This window comes from Actinoplanes utahensis (assembly GCF_016862455.1).
Taxonomy (GTDB): Bacteria; Actinomycetota; Actinomycetes; order Mycobacteriales; family Micromonosporaceae; genus Actinoplanes; species Actinoplanes utahensis.
Genome location: NZ_BOMZ01000053.1, coordinates 1 through 16,850 on the forward strand (window position 1 = coordinate 1; position 16,850 = coordinate 16,850).

The window sequence follows — 16,850 nt, forward strand, 5'->3', positions numbered from 1 at the left end:
CCGACTACCTCGTCCCGCGGGTGAGTGGACCGGCTGCCTCGTCCTGCGGGTGAGAAAGTCAGCACGCCTGTCCCCGCGGGTGAGTGCGCCGGCTACGTTGTCCCGTAGGTGATGCAGGTCGGCTACCTCGTCGCGCGGGCGAGAAAGCCAGCACGCCTGTCCCCGCGAGTGAGCCGACCGGCTGCGTCGCCCTCTCGGGTGAGCCGGCCGATCACCTCGTCCCGCGGATGTTCAGCGCAGTGCAGCTCGCCCCGAGAAGGCGATGCTCGCGGCCAGGAAGCCGGCGTTGATCAGGGTGAACAGGCCGACGAACCAGACCGCGAACTGCGGGGCGACGGTGAGCAGCACGCCGGCGAAGGCGATCACCGCGCCGTAGTCGCGGACCAGTTTGACCAGGCGGACCGGCAGGGACGTGCTGGTGACCATGCTGGCGGCCTGGGTGCCGGACTGCATCACCGAGGTGACCAGGTTGACCATCCAGGTGGCGGCGAAGGCGGCCAGCAGCCACGCGGGGGTGGCCGGTTCCTGTGCGGCGGCGGTGGCGGCGAACGCGGCGACGAGCGAGGTCTGCACGGCCACGTCGCAGAGCACGTCGAGGCGGCCGCCGGCGGCGCTGGTCTGCTTGGTGACTCGGGCGAGCTGTCCGTCGGCGCAGTCGAAGGCGTAGGCGAGCTGCCAGCCGATCAGCGCGATCAGGCCGATCGGCCATGCCCAGATGTCGTCCCGGGCGACCGGGCCGGCGGCGACGATCACGATGAACGAGGTGAGGCAGCCGAGGCCGAGGTTGAAGATGGTGAGCACGGTCGGGGCGAGTTTGTGCTTGTTCGCCCACACCGAGATCCGTGCGCCGATCCGCTGGCTGACGGCCTCGCTGAACAGGCCGCCGCCACGGTTGGCCGCGTAGAAGTCGGCTGCGGTGGGCGTACCGCCGAAGGTCGTGCCGGAAGCCGGGGCGGACCCGGCGGCGGGCGTCGGACCGGGACCGGGCGCGTCGTTGTTGTCGATGCGGGTGACGCCGGGCTGTGAGGGGACCGCGCCGGGGCGGGCGGTGGGGTGGCCCGCGCCGTTGCCGAGGTCAGAGGGCTGTGAGGACATCGTCGTATTCGGCCAGCTTCTGCCGGATCTGTTCCGGCGTCATCGCGAGGTGTTCCAGGATGGTGTAGCGGTCCGGGCGGGTTCGAGGGGCGAACTGGACGACCCGGGCGAACTGTTCGGCGTCGAGGCCGACATCGGACGGTGTGCGGGGGAGCTGGTGGCGGGCCAGGCATGCGGCCATCTGCCGGAAACGGGGTTCGTCGCCGCGCAGGAAGGTGCAGAACAGCGCGCCGAGCCCGGCCAGTTCGCCGTGCGAGGCGGTGTCCGGGAAGAGCGAGTCGGTGGCGTGGATGATCTCGTGGCAGCCGCCGCTGCACGGCCGGCTGCTGCCGCTGACGGCCATGGCCAGGCCGCTGGAGATCAGCGCCTCGGCGAGGGTGGTGACGAACGTGTCGTCGCTGAGGTCGCCGGGCATGGACAGGATCGCCTCGGCGCCCATGCGGGCGAGGGACGCGGCGATGCCGTCGACGGGTTCGCCGCGGACCTGCCGGGCCAGTTCCCAGTCGGCGAGCGCGCTGATGTTGCTGATCACGTCGCCGATGCCGGCCCGGTTGACCCGGTCCGGCCCGTTCTCGACGAAGTCCAGGTCGACGATCACCCCGAACGGGATGTGCACCCCGTAGGAGCCCTTGATCCCGTCGTTGACCAGGCTGGAGACGGGCGAGGCGATCCCGTCGTTGGCGAGGCTGGTGGCCACCGAGATCATCGGCAGGCCCCAGCGGCTGGCCGCGTACTTCGCGGTGTCGACGGTCTTGCCGCCGCCGATGCCGACGACCGCGTCGTAGTGGCCGGAGCGCAGTTTGGCGGCCAGTTCGAGCGCGGCGTCCAGGGTGCCGCCGGTGGTGACGTGCACGGTCGCCGACTGCAGGGAGGGCCGGAGCAGGTCGACGATCCGCTCGCCGAGGCCCGGGCCGACCACCACGGCGACTTCGCCGCCCGAGGAGATCCGACCGTCGGCCAGGATCCGGCCGAGGTCGGCGACCGCGCCCCGCCGCACCTGAACGTGCAGCGGGGTCTGGACGCTCCGGGCTAGTAGCGGCATGCGATGTCCCGGGCCTTCGCCAGGTCCTCGTGGTTGTCGACCTCGACCCAGGGCAGGTCGCCGATCTCGGCCGCGCGGACCTCGCCGCCACGGTTCGCGTACTCCTGGAAGCCGTCCTCGTAGTAGAGGTTCGGGTCGCGCTCGAAGGTCGTCTTCAGGGCGTCGGCCAGCCGGCCGGCCGCGACCGGCTCGATGATGTTGGCGCCGATGTACTCACCGTACGCCGCGGTGGGATCCATCAGTTTCGTTATCTTCGTCAGCTGGCCATCTTCGTCGAAGACGGTCTTCATCTCCTCGTCGGCCAGCTTCTTGATGGTGTCCACGGCGAGCAGGATGCTCGGGCCCCGGCGGGCCAGCAGCGTCTCCTCGACGCTGACCGGGTGGACGGTGTCACCGTTGACCATCAGCGCGCCCTGCGCGAAGTGGTCCCGGGCCAGCCAGAGGGAGTAGGCGTTGTTCCACTCCTCGGCCTTGTCGTTGTGCACCAGGGAGATCTTCACGCCGTACTTCTTCTGGAAACCCTCGACGCGCTCCTCCACGGCGCCGGCGCGGTAGCCGACGACGATGGTGACCTCGGTCAGGCCGGCGGCCGCGAGGTTGCGGAGCGAGATGTCCATGATCGTGGTCTCCCCGTCCACGGGGACCAGCGCCTTCGGGAGCGTGTCCGTGTACGGGCGCAGCCTGCGCCCAGCCCCTGCGGCGAGTACCAATCCGATCATGGGGCGGTTCCTTCCAGAGGTACGTCAGGTGTGCCCAGCGAGGATAGCCGCCGGTGTCTCATCCGTAGGACTCGCGAGGGGCGCACGGAAAATGGTATAGACCCGGCTTCTAAGCTGATGTCCATGACCGCTGAGCAGCTGATCTCCTTTGCCCGTGGCGCGCCGTCGCTGGACATCGTCGACGTGGAGGGGCTCAAGGCCGCCGCCGCCCGCGCCTTCGACGCCGACCCCGCCGGCGTGACCGCCTACGGCACCTCTGTCGGCTACCTCCCGCTGCGGAAGTGGATCGCCGACAAGCACAACGTCTCCCCCGACCAGGTCATCGTGACGAACGGTTCGCTGCAGGCGGACGCGTTCCTCTTCGGCCACCTGGTGCAGCCCGGTGACGACGTGGTGGTGGAGAAGCCGACGTACGACCGGACGCTGCTCAACCTGCAGAACCTGGGCGCCAAGGTGCACCAGGTGACCCTCCAGTCGGACGGTGTCGACATCGAGGAGCTGCGCGCGCTGCTCGAGTCCGGGGTGCGGCCGAAGCTCGCCCACATCATCCCGAACTACCAGAACCCGGCCGGTCTCACCCTGTCCGAGGAGAAGCGGCGCGCGCTGCTGGCCCTGGCCGAGCAGTACGAGTTCATCATCTTCGAGGACGACCCGTACGTGGACATCCGGTTCCGTGGCGAGCCGCTGCCCTCGATGCTGTCGCTGGACAGCAACAACCTGGTGGTGCACGCCTCCAGCTTCACCAAGACGGTCTGCCCCGGTGTCCGGGTCGGTTACCTGGTGGGCCCGGCCGCGCTGATCGACGCGATCGCGAAGAAGGCCACCAACCTGTACATCTCCCCCGGCATGGTGTCCGAGGCGATCGTGCACCAGTTCTGCGTCTCCGGCGACATCGAGAAGTCGGTCCGGACGGTCAGCGCGGCGCTGGGCGAGCGGGCGAAGGTGCTGGCCGAGTCGATCCGCAAGCACATCCCCGGCGCCACCTTCACCGAGCCGGACGGCGGGTACTTCCTCTGGGTCGACCTGCCCACGGACGTGGACGTGGACAAGCTGTTCCCGGCGGCGATGAAGAAGGGTGTCGCGGTCGTGAAGGGCAGCGACTTCCTGCTCGAGGGCGGCCGGAACGCGCTGCGCCTGGCGTACTCCGCGGTCACCGTCGACCAGATCGACGAGGGCGTGCGCCGGCTCGCCGAGGCGATCGAAGAGGTCCGGGGCTGACGCGGGTTTCGTTCCCGTCCGGCGCGGGGATGGTTCCCCGCGCCGGGGTAGCCTCCAGTGGTTTGTCGTCCCGGGGGAGGCTGACATGACGGAAGAGCGCTCGTGGGCGGCCCGTGGCGGGCCCCTGAGCAAGGCGTGGGCGGCCCGGATGCGTGGCCTGCTGAACAACGGCGACCACTTCGAACCGGGCGGGTCCGATCAGAGTCCCACCTCGGTCGTCGACTGCGGCGTCTACATGGACGGTAAGCGCACGCCCGGGGAGTTCGCCCCCGACCAGGCGCTCGAGGAGGCCTCCCGGCAGGAGGGCGCGTTCGTCTGGCTGGGGCTGCACGCGCCGACCGACGCGGAGATGGCCTCGATCGCACGCATCTACGGCCTGCACGAGCTGGCGGTGGAGGACGCGGTCAAGGCCGAGCAGCGGCCCAAACTGGAGCAGTTCGGCGCGGTGCACTTCCTGGTGCTGCGGACCGCCCGGTACGTGCCGCACCAGGAGCTGACCGAGAGCTCGCAGGTGGTCGAGACCGGCCAGATGATGATCTTCATCGGTGAGCAGTTCGTGATCACGGTTCGGCACGGCGACGCGTCCGAGATGGCGCCGGTGCGCGCCGACCTGGAGAACCAGCGGGCGGCGCTGCTGCAACAGGGCCCGTGGGCGGTGGCCTACGCGGTCACCGACCGGGTCGTCGACCACTATCTCGAGGTGGCCGACGACTTCGAGGCCGATTTGGACCTGATCGAGGAGGGCGTCTTCTCGCGCGACCGGATCGCCCCGATACAGCAGGTGTACCAGCTGAAACGAGAGCTGGTGGAGTTCCGCCGGGCGGTCGTCCCGCTCCAGCGCCCACTCGCGGCGATCACGTCCAGCCAGGGTGTCGTGCCGAAGGAGATCCGGCGCTACTTCCGGGACGTCCAGGACCATCTGACCCGTACGGTCGAGCAGGTCTCCTCCTACGACGACCTGCTCAACTCGATCCTGCAGGCCCGTCTCGCCCAGGTGACCGTCGACCAGAACAACGACATGCGCAAGATCGCGTCCTGGGCGGCCATCGCCACGGTCTGGACCGCCTTCGCCGGTGTCTACGGCATGAACTTCGACTACATGCCGGAGACCGAGTGGAAGTACGGCTATCCCGCTCTGATCGCCCTTCTGTCGATCATCACGGTGCTGCTGTACCGGGCTCTGCGCCGCAACGGGTGGCTGTGACATCGTCGCTCGCGACGGGTGACCCCCCACGACATCGGCGCGGGGCTCTAGAGTGTCCGGGTGCCGTCGCGTCAGGATGAGCTGCATTCGTATCAATACTCGGTGCAGCGTGTGGTGGCGGCGCTGGTGTCACACGACCCGGACCCGCAACGATCGCCGCTGCGCCGGGCCGGTGTCACCGCCCTGGTCAGCCTGCTGATCGCCGCTCTCGTGGTCGGCGGTTTCGCCGTCTACGGGCTGTTCACCGGCAACACCATGGCGCAGGCGAACGACCCGAGCGCCGTACTGGTGGAGAAGAAGACCGGTGCGCGGTACGTCTATCTGGAGTCGGACCGGAAACTGCACCCGGTGCTGAACTACACGTCCGGCATGCTGCTGGCCACCGGCAACCCGCCCGCGCTGAAGACGGTCGCGGCCGAGAAACTCGCGAAGGTCCCGCTGGGTGAGCCGCTCGGCATCCTCGGTGCGCCGGACTCGCTGCCGACCGACAAGAACCTGCTCAAGGACACCTGGTCGATCTGCACCAGCACGGTCGCCGGCAAACCGAAGAGCACGCTGGTGATCGGCACCGGCGTCCCGCAAGGGAAGGGCGCCCCGAGCGGCGGTCTGCTGGTCAAGGACAACAAGGGGCGTACGTTCCTGGTCTTCGAAGGCAAGCGGCACCTGCTGCCGACCGCCCGCGCCGACGCCACCCTGCGCGTCCTCGGCTGGTACGGCAGCCGTCCGTGGATCGTCTCGTCCGCCTGGGTAGACGCCATCCCGTCCGGCTCCGACCTGGCCGCGCCGGTGATCCCCGGTTACCGCGGCGCCTCGGTGATCCGCGGCCGCAAGGTCGGTCAGGTGCTGACCCTGGACGGCAGCTCGTACGCCATGGTCCTCGCGGACGGCGTCGCCCCGCTCAGCGAGCTCCAGCTCAAGCTGTTGACCATGGTTCCCGGCGCGGGCCGGCCGATCACGGTCGGCGAGCAGGAGTGGGGCAACAATCTGACCACGTCCAAGATCGGCATGCCCTCCACCGCGGCGGATCTGCCGCTGGTCGCGCCGAAACTGGCCGCGGCCCCGTCGACGGCCTGCATGACCGCGACGCTCAAGGACGAACAGATGAACCTGGAGCTGCGGACCGGCATCGAGATCCCGGCCGGGCGCACCCCGGTGGGCATGGCCAGCGTCGACCTGGTGCACATGCCGCGCGGCAAGGGCGCGGTGGTGGAGTCGGTGTCGTCGCCGGACGCCCCGGCGGGCAGCGGCACGGTGAGCCTGATCACCGACAACGGCGTCCAGTTCGCGCTGGCGAGCCGGGAGCTGCTGGGCAAGTTCGGGTACGGCAAGGTCACGCCCACCCGGATCCCGTCCCAGCTGGTCGACTATCTGCCCGTCGGGCCGGCGCTGGACCCCGTCCAGGCCGGCCCGAAGGCGAGCTGATTACCGGGGGTCCTGCTTGATCGGGTCGGTCGTGGTGCCGTTCGCCGTGGTGTAGACGGTCGGCTCCATCGGCTCGAAGGCGGCGTCGTCGGCCCCGCCGGCGCGCGACACGGGCTCGTACTCCTCCCACTGGGCCTCACGGCGACGGCGGGCGACGTACGCGGCGCCCACGCCGACCGCGGTGCCCAGCAGCGCCCACCCGGCCAGGCGGCCGGTCCGGCTCTTGCGGGGAGACGCCTTCTCGGCCTTCTTCTGGAGTTTGCGGGCCTGCTTCTCCTGGGCCTTCAACTCCTTCTTGGTGGCCTTCTTGGTGGTCTTGCCGGCCTGCCGGACGGTCTCCGAGGCCGTGGTCAGCGCGGCGAGCGCACTGTCCCAGCTCTGCGAGGCCGCGTCACGAGCCGCGGTCGCGGCCGGCTGCACGCGGTCGCGAGCCGCGCTGAACTTGGGTGTGACGGTCGCGCTGGTCTCCTGGGCCGCGATCGAGGCCGCGCGCTTGAAGTGGTCCACGCTCTGCCCGAGCTCGTTGCGCATCCGCGCTTTCCGGCTCCGACGACGAATCGTTGCGAACACCAGTGCCCACCTCCTGTGGTCTCTTCCCACGTCATGTTGCCTTCTCAGGTACCCCCGCGCGACCGGATCCACGACATGGGGCAGGATCCGAATTGCACGAGAACAGCCCATCACCACGACGGGAGTACCCGTGGCCGAGAACATTTACGCCACCCTGCACACCAATCACGGCGCCATCCGGGTGCAGCTCTTCCCGGATCACGCTCCGGCGACGGTCCGCAACTTCGTTGAGCTGGCCGAGGGCACCAAGGAGTACACCGACCCGCGGACCGGCCAGAAGGGCAGCGGGCCGTACTACGACGGCACCATCTCGCACCGGGTCATCGCCGGGTTCATGATCCAGATGGGAGACCCGACCGGCACCGGCCGCGGTGGCCCGGGCTTCCAGTTCGCCGACGAGTTCCACCCGGAGCTGTCCTTCGACCGGCCGTACCTGCTGGCCATGGCGAACGCCGGGCCGGGCACCAACGGCTCGCAGTTCTTCATCACGGTCGGCCCCACGCCGCACCTGAACCGCCGGCACACGATCTTCGGCCAGGTGGCGGACGAGCAGTCGGCCAAGGTCGTCGACGCGATCGCGAACACGCCGACCGGCCCGGGCGACCGCCCGCGTGAGGACGTCGTGATCGAGAAGGTGTCGATCGAGCGTTCCTGACCTCTCGCGGTACCTTTGGTGCCATGAGTGAGGCGCCCTCGACGACACCGGTGTGCTATCGCCATCCGTCACGAGAGACCCTGCTCAGCTGCAGCCGGTGTGAGCGTCCGATCTGCACCAGTTGCATGAACGACGCGGTGGTCGGGCACCAGTGCCCCGAGTGTGTCAAAGAGGGACGCCGCAGCCAGCGGCCGGCGCGCACCGCCTTCGGCGGGAGCCGCGCCGGCCAGCTCGGCTGGGTGACCACCGGCATCATCGCGATCAACGTGATCGTCATGATCGTCTCAGCGATCTACGGCGGTCCGCGCGCCATCGCCGGTGGCGGCGGCTGGGGCCTGCTCGGCAGCAGCACCCCGGTCACCGACTGGGGCGAGGTGCTGGGCCTGGCCCTCTATCCCGACGGTGAGATCCACGGCGTCGCCCAGGGCGAGTGGTACCGGCTGTTCACCGCCATGTGGCTGCACTACGGCGCGGTGCACCTGCTGCTCAACATGATGCTGGTGGCGCAGGTCGGCCGCTATCTTGAGGGTCACCTCGGCCCGCTGCGGTTCGCCGGGCTCTACCTGCTGGCCGGCATCGGCGGCAACGTGACGGCCTACGTCTTCCAGGCGCCGAACCAGCCGTCCGCGGGCGCGTCCACCGCCACGTTCGGCCTGATCCTGGCGGTCATCGTGATCAACCGCCGGTTGATGCGGGACTCCAGCGCGATGACGTCCACGCTGGTGGTCAATCTGATCTTCACGTTCACCATCCCGTACATCTCGATCGCCGGTCACCTCGGCGGTCTGGCGGCGGGCGGCGCCGCGGCTGCCGTCCTCGCCTATGCCGACCGGCCGCATCGGGGCGTCAAACAGGCGATCGGCCTGGGAGCGCTGCTCGTGGTGATCGTGGTCGCGGCGGTCGTCCGGACCGGGAGCATCGTCTAGCCGGCTCTTCAGGTAAGCCCTTCTAGGCGACGGCGCGCAGGTCGGCCAGGGCGGCCGCCACCTCCTCCGGATGGGCGCTGAGGTCGTTGGTGGTGAACAGGTAGATGGCGTCGCCCGCGTCGATCTCCAGAAAGTCGCTGCGCAGGCCACGGCGGGCGGTGCTCTCGACCCGGACCCGCTCGATCCGCGCCCAGGGCAGATGCCGGCGGCCGGCGAAGCCGGTGACCACCGTGATGCCCGCCGGATCCGCCGCCAGACGGACCGGGACCACCAGATCGCGGGCCGCCCACGCGGCGAGCGCGGCCGCGGCGACGACGGCGAGGCCCCAGCGGACCACGTCGCCCTCGGCGAACAGCGCGGCCAGGGCGGGCACCGCGAGGGCGGCGACCAGCTTGGCGGCCGGGAGGACGGGTCTGACTCGCCACTGCATCATCCCCATCACTATTCCAGAATGATTCACACCACCCTCGGCGAGCTGTTGTAATTCGATATTCAGTGGGGCCACCCGCCTCTTCCGGCATTCATCTTCCGTTAACACTGCATGGACGTGTTCGCCAGTACGTTCCACCCCGCGGCCGAGGCCGCCGCGGCCCTGCCGGGGGCCGGCCGGCACCTTTCGATCTTCCGCAACTGCGTGGACCCGGACGACCCGGCGGTCCTGGTGGCGCGCTGCGTGCGCCCCGGATCGCCGCTCTCCGGCGACTGGTTCCTGCTGCTGACCCAGCGCCGGCTGGTGGTCACCCAGGAGACCCGGCCGCTGCACCGGCTGCGCCTGCACCTCAACGCGAACCTGCGCCTGCTCAGTAACGTGACGTGGCGCCTCGACCTGTCCAAGCCGGGCATCGAACTGGCCGTCACCGCGATGGACGGGGTGCGCGAGCGGTTCCGGATGCGCCTGAACGACTCCGCGACCGCGTGGCGGGTCGAGGAACTGTTGCGGGAGGGTTTCCTCCCCAAGCCCCTCACGGTCTAGATCCGGCGTGGGTATTCCGGCCGCGCCCCGTGCGCCCGAAATACCCATCCTGGTGTCAGCCGAGGAACTCGCTGATCGACCGGCGCAGCCCGGCCGGATCGAGGCCGTGGGCGCGCGCGTGGTCACGCATGCTGCCGTACCTGCGCACCTCGGCGCGCCCGACGCCCAGGTGCAGCGCCCGGTGCGGCAGCCCGCTCAGCGCCTCGCTGACCAGCCCGGCCGACGTGCCCTTCAGATAGGGCTCCACGACGACGAGCTCACCGGCCCGCATCAGCGACCGGAGGCCACCGGTGTCCAGCGGCCGGGGCGTGTTGGTGTAGGCCACCGTCACGTCCAGGCCCCGGGTGGCCTCCAGAACCGGGTCCAGCATCGGCCCCACCGCCACCACCAGCGGCCCGCCGTGCCGCAGCGCCCGCAGGCCGCCGCCGTCCGGCTGCGCCCGGCTGTTCTCCTGCTCGGAGAGCCGCACGTAGACCCGGTCGTCGTGGCGGGCCGCGTCGCGCAGCATCGCCGGCACCTCGTCCCGGTGGCCGGGCACGTGCACGGTCCAGCCGTCCAGGGTGTCCAGCAGGGCCACGTCGCCCGGGGACTGGTGGGTGTAGCCCTCGGCCGCCGCGTCGTACGACCCGCCGATGCTGACCAGCACCGCGCCCACGTCCTGGTGCCCGAGGTCGAGTTTGATCTGCTCGTAGGCCCGGTCGATCAGGAACGGCGCGTACGAGTGCAGGTACGGCCGCATCCCGGTGAGCGCGAGCCCGCCGCCCACCCCGGCCATCAACTGCTCCCGGATACCGACGTTGAACACCCGGTCCGGGTGGCGGCGCTGCGCGTCGCGGAACGAGGCGGCCGAGATGTCGGCGACCACCAGCGCGGTCCGCGGGTCGGCGTCGAGCAGTTCCTTCGTGGTGTCGATGAACGTCTGCCTCATAGCGCCGCCACCACCAGGTGCGGCCGGTCGCCGACGGCCCGCAGAGCCCGTTCGATCTCGTCGTGATCGCGCCCGCCGACCACCGACACGCCCCAGTCGGGGAAGCGCGCCGGGATTCCGCCGGGCCAGCCGTGCGTGGCCGACCGGTTGTCGATCACGATCGCGGTGATCGGCAGCCGGATCGCGGCCGCGTACGCGATCGCCTCGTGGTTCGATCCCTCGTCCAGTTCCGCGTCGCCGAGCAGCACGAACGTCCGGGTGTCCAGGTGACCCTGGGCGCGCAGGCCGAGCGCCGTGCCGACGGCGAGCCCCAGCCCGTGCCCGAGCGATCCGGTGCCGACCTCGACGCCCGGGATCAGCAGCCGGTCGGGATGGTGGCCGAGCGGGCTGTCCCAGCCGCCCATGTCGTCGAGCCATTCCGCGGGGATGAACCCCTTGGCGGCGAGCACGGCGTAGTACGCGGCCGGGCCGTGTCCCTTGGAGAGCAGGAAGCGGTCCCGGGCCGGATCGTCGGCGGTCCCGGGTGTGACACGTAGCACGCGGTCGTAGAGAATCCACAGCACGTCCAGTGTGGAATGCGCGCTGGGCGCGTGCTTCGCGTCGCCGGTGACACGGCTGAGCAGCGCGTGCACGGGGTGTCCTGGTGTCGTCATCACGGTCATGTGCTTAGGCTGCTACTTGAAGTTCACTTCAACTCAAGGGAGCTACATGGAGACGCTCACCATCGGCGAACTCTCGGCGCGCAGCGGCGTCGCACCGTCGGCCCTGCGCTTCTACGAGCGGGAGGGGCTGATCCACGCCTCCCGGACCAGCGGCAACCAGCGGCGGTACGACCGCGCCGAGCTGCGCCGGGTGTCCTTCATCAAGATCGCCCAGCAGGTCGGGGTCTCGCTCGACGAGATCCGCGAGGCGCTCGCCTCCCTGCCGGAGAACCGCACCCCCACCAAGGCCGACTGGTCCCGGCTGTCGGCCCGCTGGCGTTACCGGCTCCAGGAGCGGATCACCGTGCTGGAACGCCTGCGGGACGAGCTCAGCGGCTGCATCGGCTGTGGCTGCCTGTCCCTGCAACGGTGCAAACTCGCCAACCCGGGCGACCGCCTGGCCGCCGGCGGCACCGGGCCCCAGCGCATCCTCAACCCGGTCCTCGACCTCAACCCGGTCCTCGACCTCAATCCGATCCTCGATTGAGACTGAGGCGGACGGAGGGGGCCGCCCGGCCCCCGACGGGAACGCGGGGCCGGGGAGATCGAGCGGAGGATGTGGGATTCGAACCCACGATGAGTTTCCCCATACCGGTTTTCAAGACCGGCGCCATCGGCCACTAGGCGAATCCTCCAGCGGTGCGGGGTCCAGTCTGCCATTCGCGATTGGTTCTTGTCGTACCGGTGGGGCAGAGTCGGGCTCATGCACGCGATCGTGATCGAGGACAAGCGGCTCGTCTGGGCCGAGGTGCCGGAGCCGGAGGCGGGCGAGGGCGAGGTGATCGTCGACGTCACGGCGTCGGCGGTGAACCGGGCGGACGTTCTGCAGCGGCAGGGTTTCTATCCACCGCCGCCGGGCGCGCCGGCCCATCCGGGCCTGGAGTGCTCCGGGGTGATCAGCGCGGTCGGGCCGGGGGTCACCGGGCATCACGTGGGTGAGCGGGTCTGCGCGCTGCTGGCCGGCGGTGGTTACGCCGAGCGGGTGGCCGTGCCGGCGGGTCAGCTGCTGCCGGTGCCGGCCGGGTTGTCGCTGGTCGAGGCCGCGACCCTGCCCGAGGTGGCCTGCACGGTGTGGTCCAACGTGGTGGACCGGGATCGCCTGCGTCCCGGCGAGACGCTGCTGGTGCACGGCGGTGGCAGTGGGATCGGCACGTTCGCGGTGCAGCTCGGGGTTGCGCTGGGAGCGAAAGTGCTGGTCACCGCGCGGCAGGAGAAACACGAGCGGCTGCGCGCGCTCGGCGCCGACCTGACGATCGACTACCGGACCGAGGATTTCGTACGGGTCTCGCGCGACCACACCGGCGGCCGCGGGGTCGACGTGGTGCTGGACATCATCGGTGCGAAGTACCTGGCCCGCAACGTCGAGGCACTCGCGCCGGAGGGGCGGATCACGGTGATCGGCATGCAGGGCGGCCGGTCCGCCGAGCTCGATCTGGGCGCCTTGATGGCCAAGCGTGGCCGGGTGTCGTCGACCTCGTTGCGGGCCCGTCCGGCGGCCGACAAGGCGCGGATCGTGGCCGGTGTGCGTGACCAGGTCTGGCCGCTGGTCGCCGCCGGTCTGGTGAAACCGGTCATCCATCGCACGTTCCCGCTGTCCGAGGCGGCCGCCGCGCACGAGTTGATGGAGTCCGGTGACCACTTCGGGAAGATCGTGCTCCAGCGCTGATCACACTTCCGGGTGAACGGTAACGGAGGTATATGACCGATAAGCCCGGATATGCGGCGAGTCGTGACCTCGTCCGGCCGCGGCCCACCCAGCATGGACGGACAACGCGTCCGGTAGGCGGACGCGTACCGACCGCTGGGGAAGACCGTGACGTACGCACCGCACCGCACCCCACCCGTCCGGCACGCCCCGTCGCACGAGGACGGCGCGGATCCGGCGCTGCGGTGGCGCGCGCGGCTGTGGATCGCCGGCGGCATCGTCGTCTCGGCCGCGCTCGTCGTCTTCGGCGTGTGGGCGGTGGTGACCACCCCGCCGCCTCCGGCCGTGCTGCCGGACGGCCCGGTCTCCGGGGTGTCCCAGGTCAGCGGCTTCCGGTTCGATGTGACCGGGCTGCGCTGCGGCGTGTCGTCGATCGGCCCGGAAGGCCTGGAACAGCGGCCCGGCGGGCAATTCTGCCTGCTGGACGTGAATGTGACGAACAAGGGCCGGGAACCGGAACTGTTCAACAGCGAGGTTCTGCGGATCCACGACGCCAACGGCGAAGCCTACGCCGTCGCCGAGCAGGCCGCGGTCTTTCTCAACGATCGAAACCCGACCCTGCTCAACGAGATCGAGCCGGGGGACACGGTGGCCGGTGTGATCCCCTTCGACGTGCCGGTGGACGCCGAGCTCAATCAGGTGACACTGCGCGGCACGCTGTCCACTCCGGGCGTACGCCTCGATCTCCCGGATCCGCGCTGAACACAGCGTTTATCGGTTCGTGATCGGGGATCAATTATGTGAATCATGCCCCGGCGGATTCGATGTTGTGTTGGCATGGTCCACGGAATATGCACGGTTGTCCGGGTTCCCATTGCCCACCTTCGACGGCGGCATAAGCGCGGCAGGCACCATCGGCCGCGTTTGGATGGGATTCGCGCGAGTGCCCCGGGCCTATTTCGGAGGCAACACTGCACGGTTCGTCCACCCGCCGGGTGCTGACCGCCGGCGCGCTCGCGCTGGCCGTCATCACGCCGGCCCTAGACCCGGTCGAGCACAGCGCTGAGGCGGTCACGACGCCCCAGTCCCTGCCGGCCACACCGGACCTCACGGATCACCCGATCGATGTGGAGATTCAGAAGCGACAGCTCGACGAGCCGGCGGCGTCCAGCCTGACGGAACCGCGCCCGGACCGGCTCAGGGAGATCCGGTTCGACGCCGGCCTCACGCCGCCGGCGCCGCCCGCCCTGCTGGGCCGCCAAGCCGCTGATCAGCGGGTCTCCCGTGCGATACCGCGCCGGCCCGCCGCACTGCGCCCCGCCACCCGGGTACGCCCGGCGCCGGTCCTCCGCCGCCCCGCCCGGCTCATCCGGCCGGTCGAGGTCCGGCAGGTGACCCGGCCCGCTGCCCGGCCAGCTGCCCGGCCGGTGGCGCGGGAGATCCGGACCGTGCGAGACACGGCCCGCGCCCGGACGACGCGGATCGCCCGCAAGGCCGTCGTGGTGCAGCGCCGCCAGGTGACCCTGTCGCCCGGCAAGGTCAGCCGGACGGCCCGTAGCACCGGCGTGCGGCGGATGCGGACCTCGTCGGCGGCGCGGGACATGCGGGCGGTGATCGCGTACGCCCGGTCGCAGGTCGGCAAGCGCTACGTCCGCGGTGGGGAGGGACCGTACGGCTTCGACTGCTCGGGCCTCACCAAGCGCGCCTACGCCAGGGCCGGCCTGCGCCTGCCGCACTCCTCCGGGGCACAGGCCCGGCGGGCCAGGACGGTCTCGCGCTCCAAGGCGCGTCCCGGCGATCTGGTGGTGGGCTCCGGGCACGTGGGCATCTACATGGGCAACGGGATGATGATCGACGCGGGGAACCACCGCACCGGCGTCGTCTACCGCAAGCTCTACCGCGGCCTGTCCGTCTCACGGCTTGGCTGAGCTCACGACGGCGTCGATGCGAAAGCTCACGGCTGGCTGAGCTCACGCCGGCGTCGATGCGAAAGCTCACGGCTGGGCCGATGTGAGGGCTCACCGTCGGGTCGATGCGGAAAGGCCCGGACAGCAGTCAGCACCCGCCGGTTCGACGGGTGCCGACTCGCTGACCGCCGTGGTCCTTCACGACAGCCGATCGCAACCAGGCGCGGGGATCTCGGCCACACACACCCGGTCGGATGTCTGACAGAAGCATTACCGAAGACGGGTCCGAGCATGCGCACCACCTGTGCGTTTACCCCTTCGAGTGACGGCGGGCCGCAATGCGGACGAAAGGCGCTCGTCACGTCGAACGGTTAGTCTCGGCCCATCGTGGGAAGACCTGATCAGTTACTCACCACGTCGCCGGAGGCCACCTCATGAGTCTTGACCGCGCTCTGGCGCCCGATCCGTACGATGTCCTGCCGCCGGTCCCGGCCTTCACCGTGACCAGCACGGACATGACGGACGGGCAGCCACTCGACGAGCTGTACGTGCACACCAGTGTGGGCGGGAAGAACCTGTCGCCCCAGCTCGCCTGGTCCGGCTTCCCGGCGGAGACGCGCGGGTTCGTGGTCACCTGCTTCGACCCGGACGCGCCGACCGGCAGCGGCTTCTGGCACTGGGTCCTGGTCAACCTGCCGGTGACGGTCACCGCGCTGGAGCGTGGGGTGGACCCGCTGCCGGACGGGGCGTTCTGTGTGCGCAACGACTACGGCGAGCGCAACTACGGCGGCTCCGCGCCGCCGCCCGGCGACCGCGCCCACCGCTATGTGTTCGCCGTGCACGCGATCGACGTCGACCGCCTGGAGGTGGCCCCGGACGCGTCGCCGGCCTACGTCGGGTTCAACCTGGCGTTCCACACGCTCGCCCGGGCCACCATCCGCCCGACCTTCCAGGTGCGCGGCTGACGGGCCCGCAGACGGATGAGGCCGCCGGCTGATCGCCGGCGGCCTTGTTTCGCTTGGAGGCGGAACCTGGTCTGGTCGGTCAGCCGGGGACGCGGGCCACGCAGAACACCGACTGGCCGAACGGCGGCCGCACGACCCGCTCCGCGGCCTTGGTCACCGGCAGCACGAAGGTGTCGTAGATCTTGACCATCGGCCCCTCTTTCGGGGCGAGCTTGAAGATGCTCGTGGCGGTGTAGTAACCGAGCAGGCCCAGCGCGTTCGCGTAGTGCAGCTTCTCGATCTCCAGACCGGCCTCGGTGAAGGCGGCGCCCAGCGTCTTCTTCGTGTAGCGGCGGATGTGCCCGGTGGCGATGTCCACCTGGCTCATCGCGAACATGAACGCCGGCACGATGATGATCACCCGGCCACCCGGGCGCACCAGCTCCTTCATGCTGCGCAGCGCGCCCACGTGGTCCTCGATGTGCTCGAGCACGTTGTAGGAGACGGCCGCGCTGTATTCCCCGCGCGGGTCCTGGGCGGGAAGCAGCATCTGCTTCACGTCGATGTTCGCGAACTCGGCCATCCGCTCCTTGAGCAGGACGAGCCGGTCGGGATCGGCCTCGGTCGCGGTGAACTTCGGCAGGTGCTCCGCCCACTCGATCGCGTAATCCCCGAGGCCGCTGCCGATCTCGATGGGGTTGTCTCCGAGGTAGGGGAGAGCGAGCTCGACGAACCACCGGCGGTGGTTCACGGCCATGGCGAGGCCTTCGAGCACTTCGGACTGGATCCGCTGGTCTCCAGTGATGTCTGCCATAGGTGAGGTTCCCTCATCTTGCCGATCTGAGCTGACAGCGGGACCGCTGAAGTTAACCATCTGACGCGCCTATCCGAAAGTTGGGCA

General features: G+C 70.0%; 19 protein-coding genes and 1 tRNA gene. 11 read left to right on the forward strand and 9 right to left on the reverse strand.

Annotated elements, in window-relative coordinates:
• Positions 1-231: 231 nt before the first annotated feature.
• The 3 genes from Aut01nite_RS20375 to Aut01nite_RS20385 are packed head-to-tail and all read right to left on the reverse strand — an operon-like array spanning position 232 to position 2,856.
• Positions 232-1,095 (reverse strand): CDP-alcohol phosphatidyltransferase family protein, encoded by an 864-nt coding sequence (locus Aut01nite_RS20375; protein ID WP_084000034.1) that lies wholly within the window; start codon positions 1,093-1,095, stop codon positions 232-234.
• Positions 1,076-2,137 (reverse strand): iron-containing alcohol dehydrogenase family protein, encoded by a 1,062-nt coding sequence (locus tag Aut01nite_RS20380; protein WP_043532882.1) that lies wholly within the window; start codon positions 2,135-2,137, stop codon positions 1,076-1,078. The genes Aut01nite_RS20375 and Aut01nite_RS20380 overlap by 20 nt, the downstream gene beginning before the upstream one ends.
• Positions 2,125-2,856 (reverse strand): phosphocholine cytidylyltransferase family protein, encoded by a 732-nt coding sequence (locus Aut01nite_RS20385; protein WP_043532883.1) that lies wholly within the window; start codon positions 2,854-2,856, stop codon positions 2,125-2,127. The genes Aut01nite_RS20380 and Aut01nite_RS20385 overlap by 13 nt, the downstream gene beginning before the upstream one ends.
• 123 nt (positions 2,857-2,979) lie before the next feature.
• On the opposite strand from Aut01nite_RS20385, the gene Aut01nite_RS20390 reads away from it, so the two are divergent.
• The 3 genes from Aut01nite_RS20390 to eccB all read left to right on the forward strand — a co-directional run bounded on the left by Aut01nite_RS20390 (position 2,980) and on the right by eccB (position 6,700).
• Positions 2,980-4,074 (forward strand): aminotransferase-like domain-containing protein, encoded by a 1,095-nt coding sequence (locus Aut01nite_RS20390; protein WP_043532928.1) that lies wholly within the window; start codon positions 2,980-2,982, stop codon positions 4,072-4,074.
• An 85-nt stretch (positions 4,075-4,159) separates the two neighbouring features.
• The gene (locus Aut01nite_RS20395) at positions 4,160-5,278 is read left to right on the forward strand and encodes a magnesium and cobalt transport protein CorA (RefSeq protein WP_043532884.1); all 1,119 of its coding nucleotides are present in this window, start codon (positions 4,160-4,162) and stop codon (positions 5,276-5,278) included.
• 60 nt (positions 5,279-5,338) lie between these two features.
• Positions 5,339-6,700: a type VII secretion protein EccB gene (gene eccB, locus Aut01nite_RS20400; RefSeq protein ID WP_084000035.1), complete on the forward strand. Its 1,362-nt coding sequence runs from the start codon at positions 5,339-5,341 to the stop codon at positions 6,698-6,700.
• On the opposite strand, the gene Aut01nite_RS20405 is transcribed toward eccB, so the two are convergent.
• Entirely contained in the window at positions 6,701-7,231 is a 531-nt protein-coding gene (locus tag Aut01nite_RS20405; protein ID WP_043532886.1) for a hypothetical protein, read from the reverse strand.
• Between the two features lie 169 nt (positions 7,232-7,400).
• Between Aut01nite_RS20405 and Aut01nite_RS20410 the strand changes: the two genes are divergently transcribed.
• Together Aut01nite_RS20410 and Aut01nite_RS20415 are read left to right on the forward strand one after the other, a co-directional pair.
• Complete coding sequence (locus tag Aut01nite_RS20410) at positions 7,401-7,925, forward strand: peptidylprolyl isomerase (RefSeq protein WP_043532887.1); 525 nt, start codon at positions 7,401-7,403, stop codon at positions 7,923-7,925.
• Between the two features lie 23 nt (positions 7,926-7,948).
• The gene (locus Aut01nite_RS20415) at positions 7,949-8,851 is read left to right on the forward strand and encodes a rhomboid family intramembrane serine protease (protein WP_043532888.1); all 903 of its coding nucleotides are present in this window, start codon (positions 7,949-7,951) and stop codon (positions 8,849-8,851) included.
• 22 nt (positions 8,852-8,873) lie between these two features.
• On the opposite strand, the gene Aut01nite_RS20420 is transcribed toward Aut01nite_RS20415, so the two are convergent.
• A complete protein-coding gene (locus Aut01nite_RS20420) occupies positions 8,874-9,281 on the reverse strand; it encodes a PH domain-containing protein (RefSeq protein ID WP_052164557.1) in 408 nt (135 codons plus the stop codon).
• Positions 9,282-9,392: 111 nt separating this feature from the next.
• On the opposite strand from Aut01nite_RS20420, the gene Aut01nite_RS20425 reads away from it, so the two are divergent.
• A complete protein-coding gene (locus Aut01nite_RS20425) occupies positions 9,393-9,824 on the forward strand; it encodes a hypothetical protein (RefSeq protein ID WP_043532890.1) in 432 nt (143 codons plus the stop codon).
• Positions 9,825-9,879: 55 nt separating this feature from the next.
• Here the strand turns inward: Aut01nite_RS20425 and Aut01nite_RS20430 are convergent, their stop codons facing one another.
• On the reverse strand, positions 9,880-10,752 hold the full coding sequence (locus Aut01nite_RS20430; RefSeq protein ID WP_043532891.1) for a transketolase family protein: 873 nt from the start codon (positions 10,750-10,752) through the stop codon (positions 9,880-9,882).
• The gene (locus Aut01nite_RS20435) at positions 10,749-11,414 is read right to left on the reverse strand and encodes a thiamine pyrophosphate-binding protein (RefSeq protein WP_043532892.1); all 666 of its coding nucleotides are present in this window, start codon (positions 11,412-11,414) and stop codon (positions 10,749-10,751) included. Before Aut01nite_RS20435 ends, Aut01nite_RS20430 begins: the two co-directional genes overlap by 4 nt.
• 46 nt (positions 11,415-11,460) lie before the next feature.
• On the opposite strand from Aut01nite_RS20435, the gene soxR reads away from it, so the two are divergent.
• A complete protein-coding gene (gene soxR / locus Aut01nite_RS20440; RefSeq protein ID WP_052164550.1) occupies positions 11,461-11,940 on the forward strand; it encodes a redox-sensitive transcriptional activator SoxR in 480 nt (159 codons plus the stop codon).
• A gap of 63 nt (positions 11,941-12,003) precedes the next feature.
• Here soxR and Aut01nite_RS20445 read toward each other — a convergent pair.
• A tRNA-Ser gene (locus tag Aut01nite_RS20445) sits at positions 12,004-12,088 on the reverse strand.
• Between the two features lie 68 nt (positions 12,089-12,156).
• On the opposite strand from Aut01nite_RS20445, the gene Aut01nite_RS20450 reads away from it, so the two are divergent.
• The 4 genes from Aut01nite_RS20450 to Aut01nite_RS20465 all read left to right on the forward strand — a co-directional run bounded on the left by Aut01nite_RS20450 (position 12,157) and on the right by Aut01nite_RS20465 (position 15,970).
• Entirely contained in the window at positions 12,157-13,119 is a 963-nt protein-coding gene (locus Aut01nite_RS20450) for an NAD(P)H-quinone oxidoreductase (protein WP_043532893.1), read from the forward strand.
• Positions 13,120-13,266: 147 nt separating this feature from the next.
• On the forward strand, positions 13,267-13,860 hold the full coding sequence (locus Aut01nite_RS20455; protein WP_043532894.1) for a DUF4352 domain-containing protein: 594 nt from the start codon (positions 13,267-13,269) through the stop codon (positions 13,858-13,860).
• A gap of 233 nt (positions 13,861-14,093) precedes the next feature.
• Complete coding sequence (locus Aut01nite_RS43640) at positions 14,094-15,026, forward strand: C40 family peptidase (RefSeq protein WP_236643162.1); 933 nt, start codon at positions 14,094-14,096, stop codon at positions 15,024-15,026.
• Positions 15,027-15,439: 413 nt separating this feature from the next.
• Positions 15,440-15,970, forward strand: a complete 531-nt coding sequence (locus tag Aut01nite_RS20465) for a YbhB/YbcL family Raf kinase inhibitor-like protein (RefSeq protein ID WP_043532895.1) — start codon at positions 15,440-15,442, stop codon at positions 15,968-15,970.
• A gap of 79 nt (positions 15,971-16,049) precedes the next feature.
• Here the strand turns inward: Aut01nite_RS20465 and Aut01nite_RS20470 are convergent, their stop codons facing one another.
• Positions 16,050-16,763, reverse strand: a complete 714-nt coding sequence (locus Aut01nite_RS20470) for a class I SAM-dependent methyltransferase (RefSeq protein ID WP_043532896.1) — start codon at positions 16,761-16,763, stop codon at positions 16,050-16,052.
• Positions 16,764-16,850 lie beyond the last annotated feature (87 nt).

Excerpts from the sequence above, each read along its gene's own strand:
- Aut01nite_RS20450 (WP_043532893.1), top strand. The coding sequence starts at position 12,157 with ATGCACGCGATCGTGATCGAGGACAAGCGGCTCGTCTGGGCCGAGGTG.
- Aut01nite_RS20385 (WP_043532883.1), bottom strand. The coding sequence starts at position 2,856 with ATGATCGGATTGGTACTCGCCGCAGGGGCTGGGCGCAGGCTGCGCCCG.
- Aut01nite_RS20465 (WP_043532895.1), top strand. The coding sequence starts at position 15,440 with ATGAGTCTTGACCGCGCTCTGGCGCCCGATCCGTACGATGTCCTGCCG.
- Aut01nite_RS20425 (WP_043532890.1), top strand. The coding sequence starts at position 9,393 with ATGGACGTGTTCGCCAGTACGTTCCACCCCGCGGCCGAGGCCGCCGCG.
- Aut01nite_RS20435 (WP_043532892.1), bottom strand. The coding sequence starts at position 11,414 with ATGACCGTGATGACGACACCAGGACACCCCGTGCACGCGCTGCTCAGC.
- Aut01nite_RS20470 (WP_043532896.1), bottom strand. The coding sequence starts at position 16,763 with ATGGCAGACATCACTGGAGACCAGCGGATCCAGTCCGAAGTGCTCGAA.
- Aut01nite_RS20405 (WP_043532886.1), bottom strand. The coding sequence starts at position 7,231 with ATGCGCAACGAGCTCGGGCAGAGCGTGGACCACTTCAAGCGCGCGGCC.
- Aut01nite_RS20415 (WP_043532888.1), top strand. The coding sequence starts at position 7,949 with ATGAGTGAGGCGCCCTCGACGACACCGGTGTGCTATCGCCATCCGTCA.
- soxR (WP_052164550.1), top strand. The coding sequence starts at position 11,461 with ATGGAGACGCTCACCATCGGCGAACTCTCGGCGCGCAGCGGCGTCGCA.
- Aut01nite_RS20420 (WP_052164557.1), bottom strand. The coding sequence starts at position 9,281 with ATGCAGTGGCGAGTCAGACCCGTCCTCCCGGCCGCCAAGCTGGTCGCC.
- Aut01nite_RS20430 (WP_043532891.1), bottom strand. The coding sequence starts at position 10,752 with ATGAGGCAGACGTTCATCGACACCACGAAGGAACTGCTCGACGCCGAC.
- Aut01nite_RS20395 (WP_043532884.1), top strand. The coding sequence starts at position 4,160 with ATGACGGAAGAGCGCTCGTGGGCGGCCCGTGGCGGGCCCCTGAGCAAG.
- Aut01nite_RS20375 (WP_084000034.1), bottom strand. The coding sequence starts at position 1,095 with ATGTCCTCACAGCCCTCTGACCTCGGCAACGGCGCGGGCCACCCCACC.
- Aut01nite_RS20390 (WP_043532928.1), top strand. The coding sequence starts at position 2,980 with ATGACCGCTGAGCAGCTGATCTCCTTTGCCCGTGGCGCGCCGTCGCTG.
- Aut01nite_RS20380 (WP_043532882.1), bottom strand. The coding sequence starts at position 2,137 with ATGCCGCTACTAGCCCGGAGCGTCCAGACCCCGCTGCACGTTCAGGTG.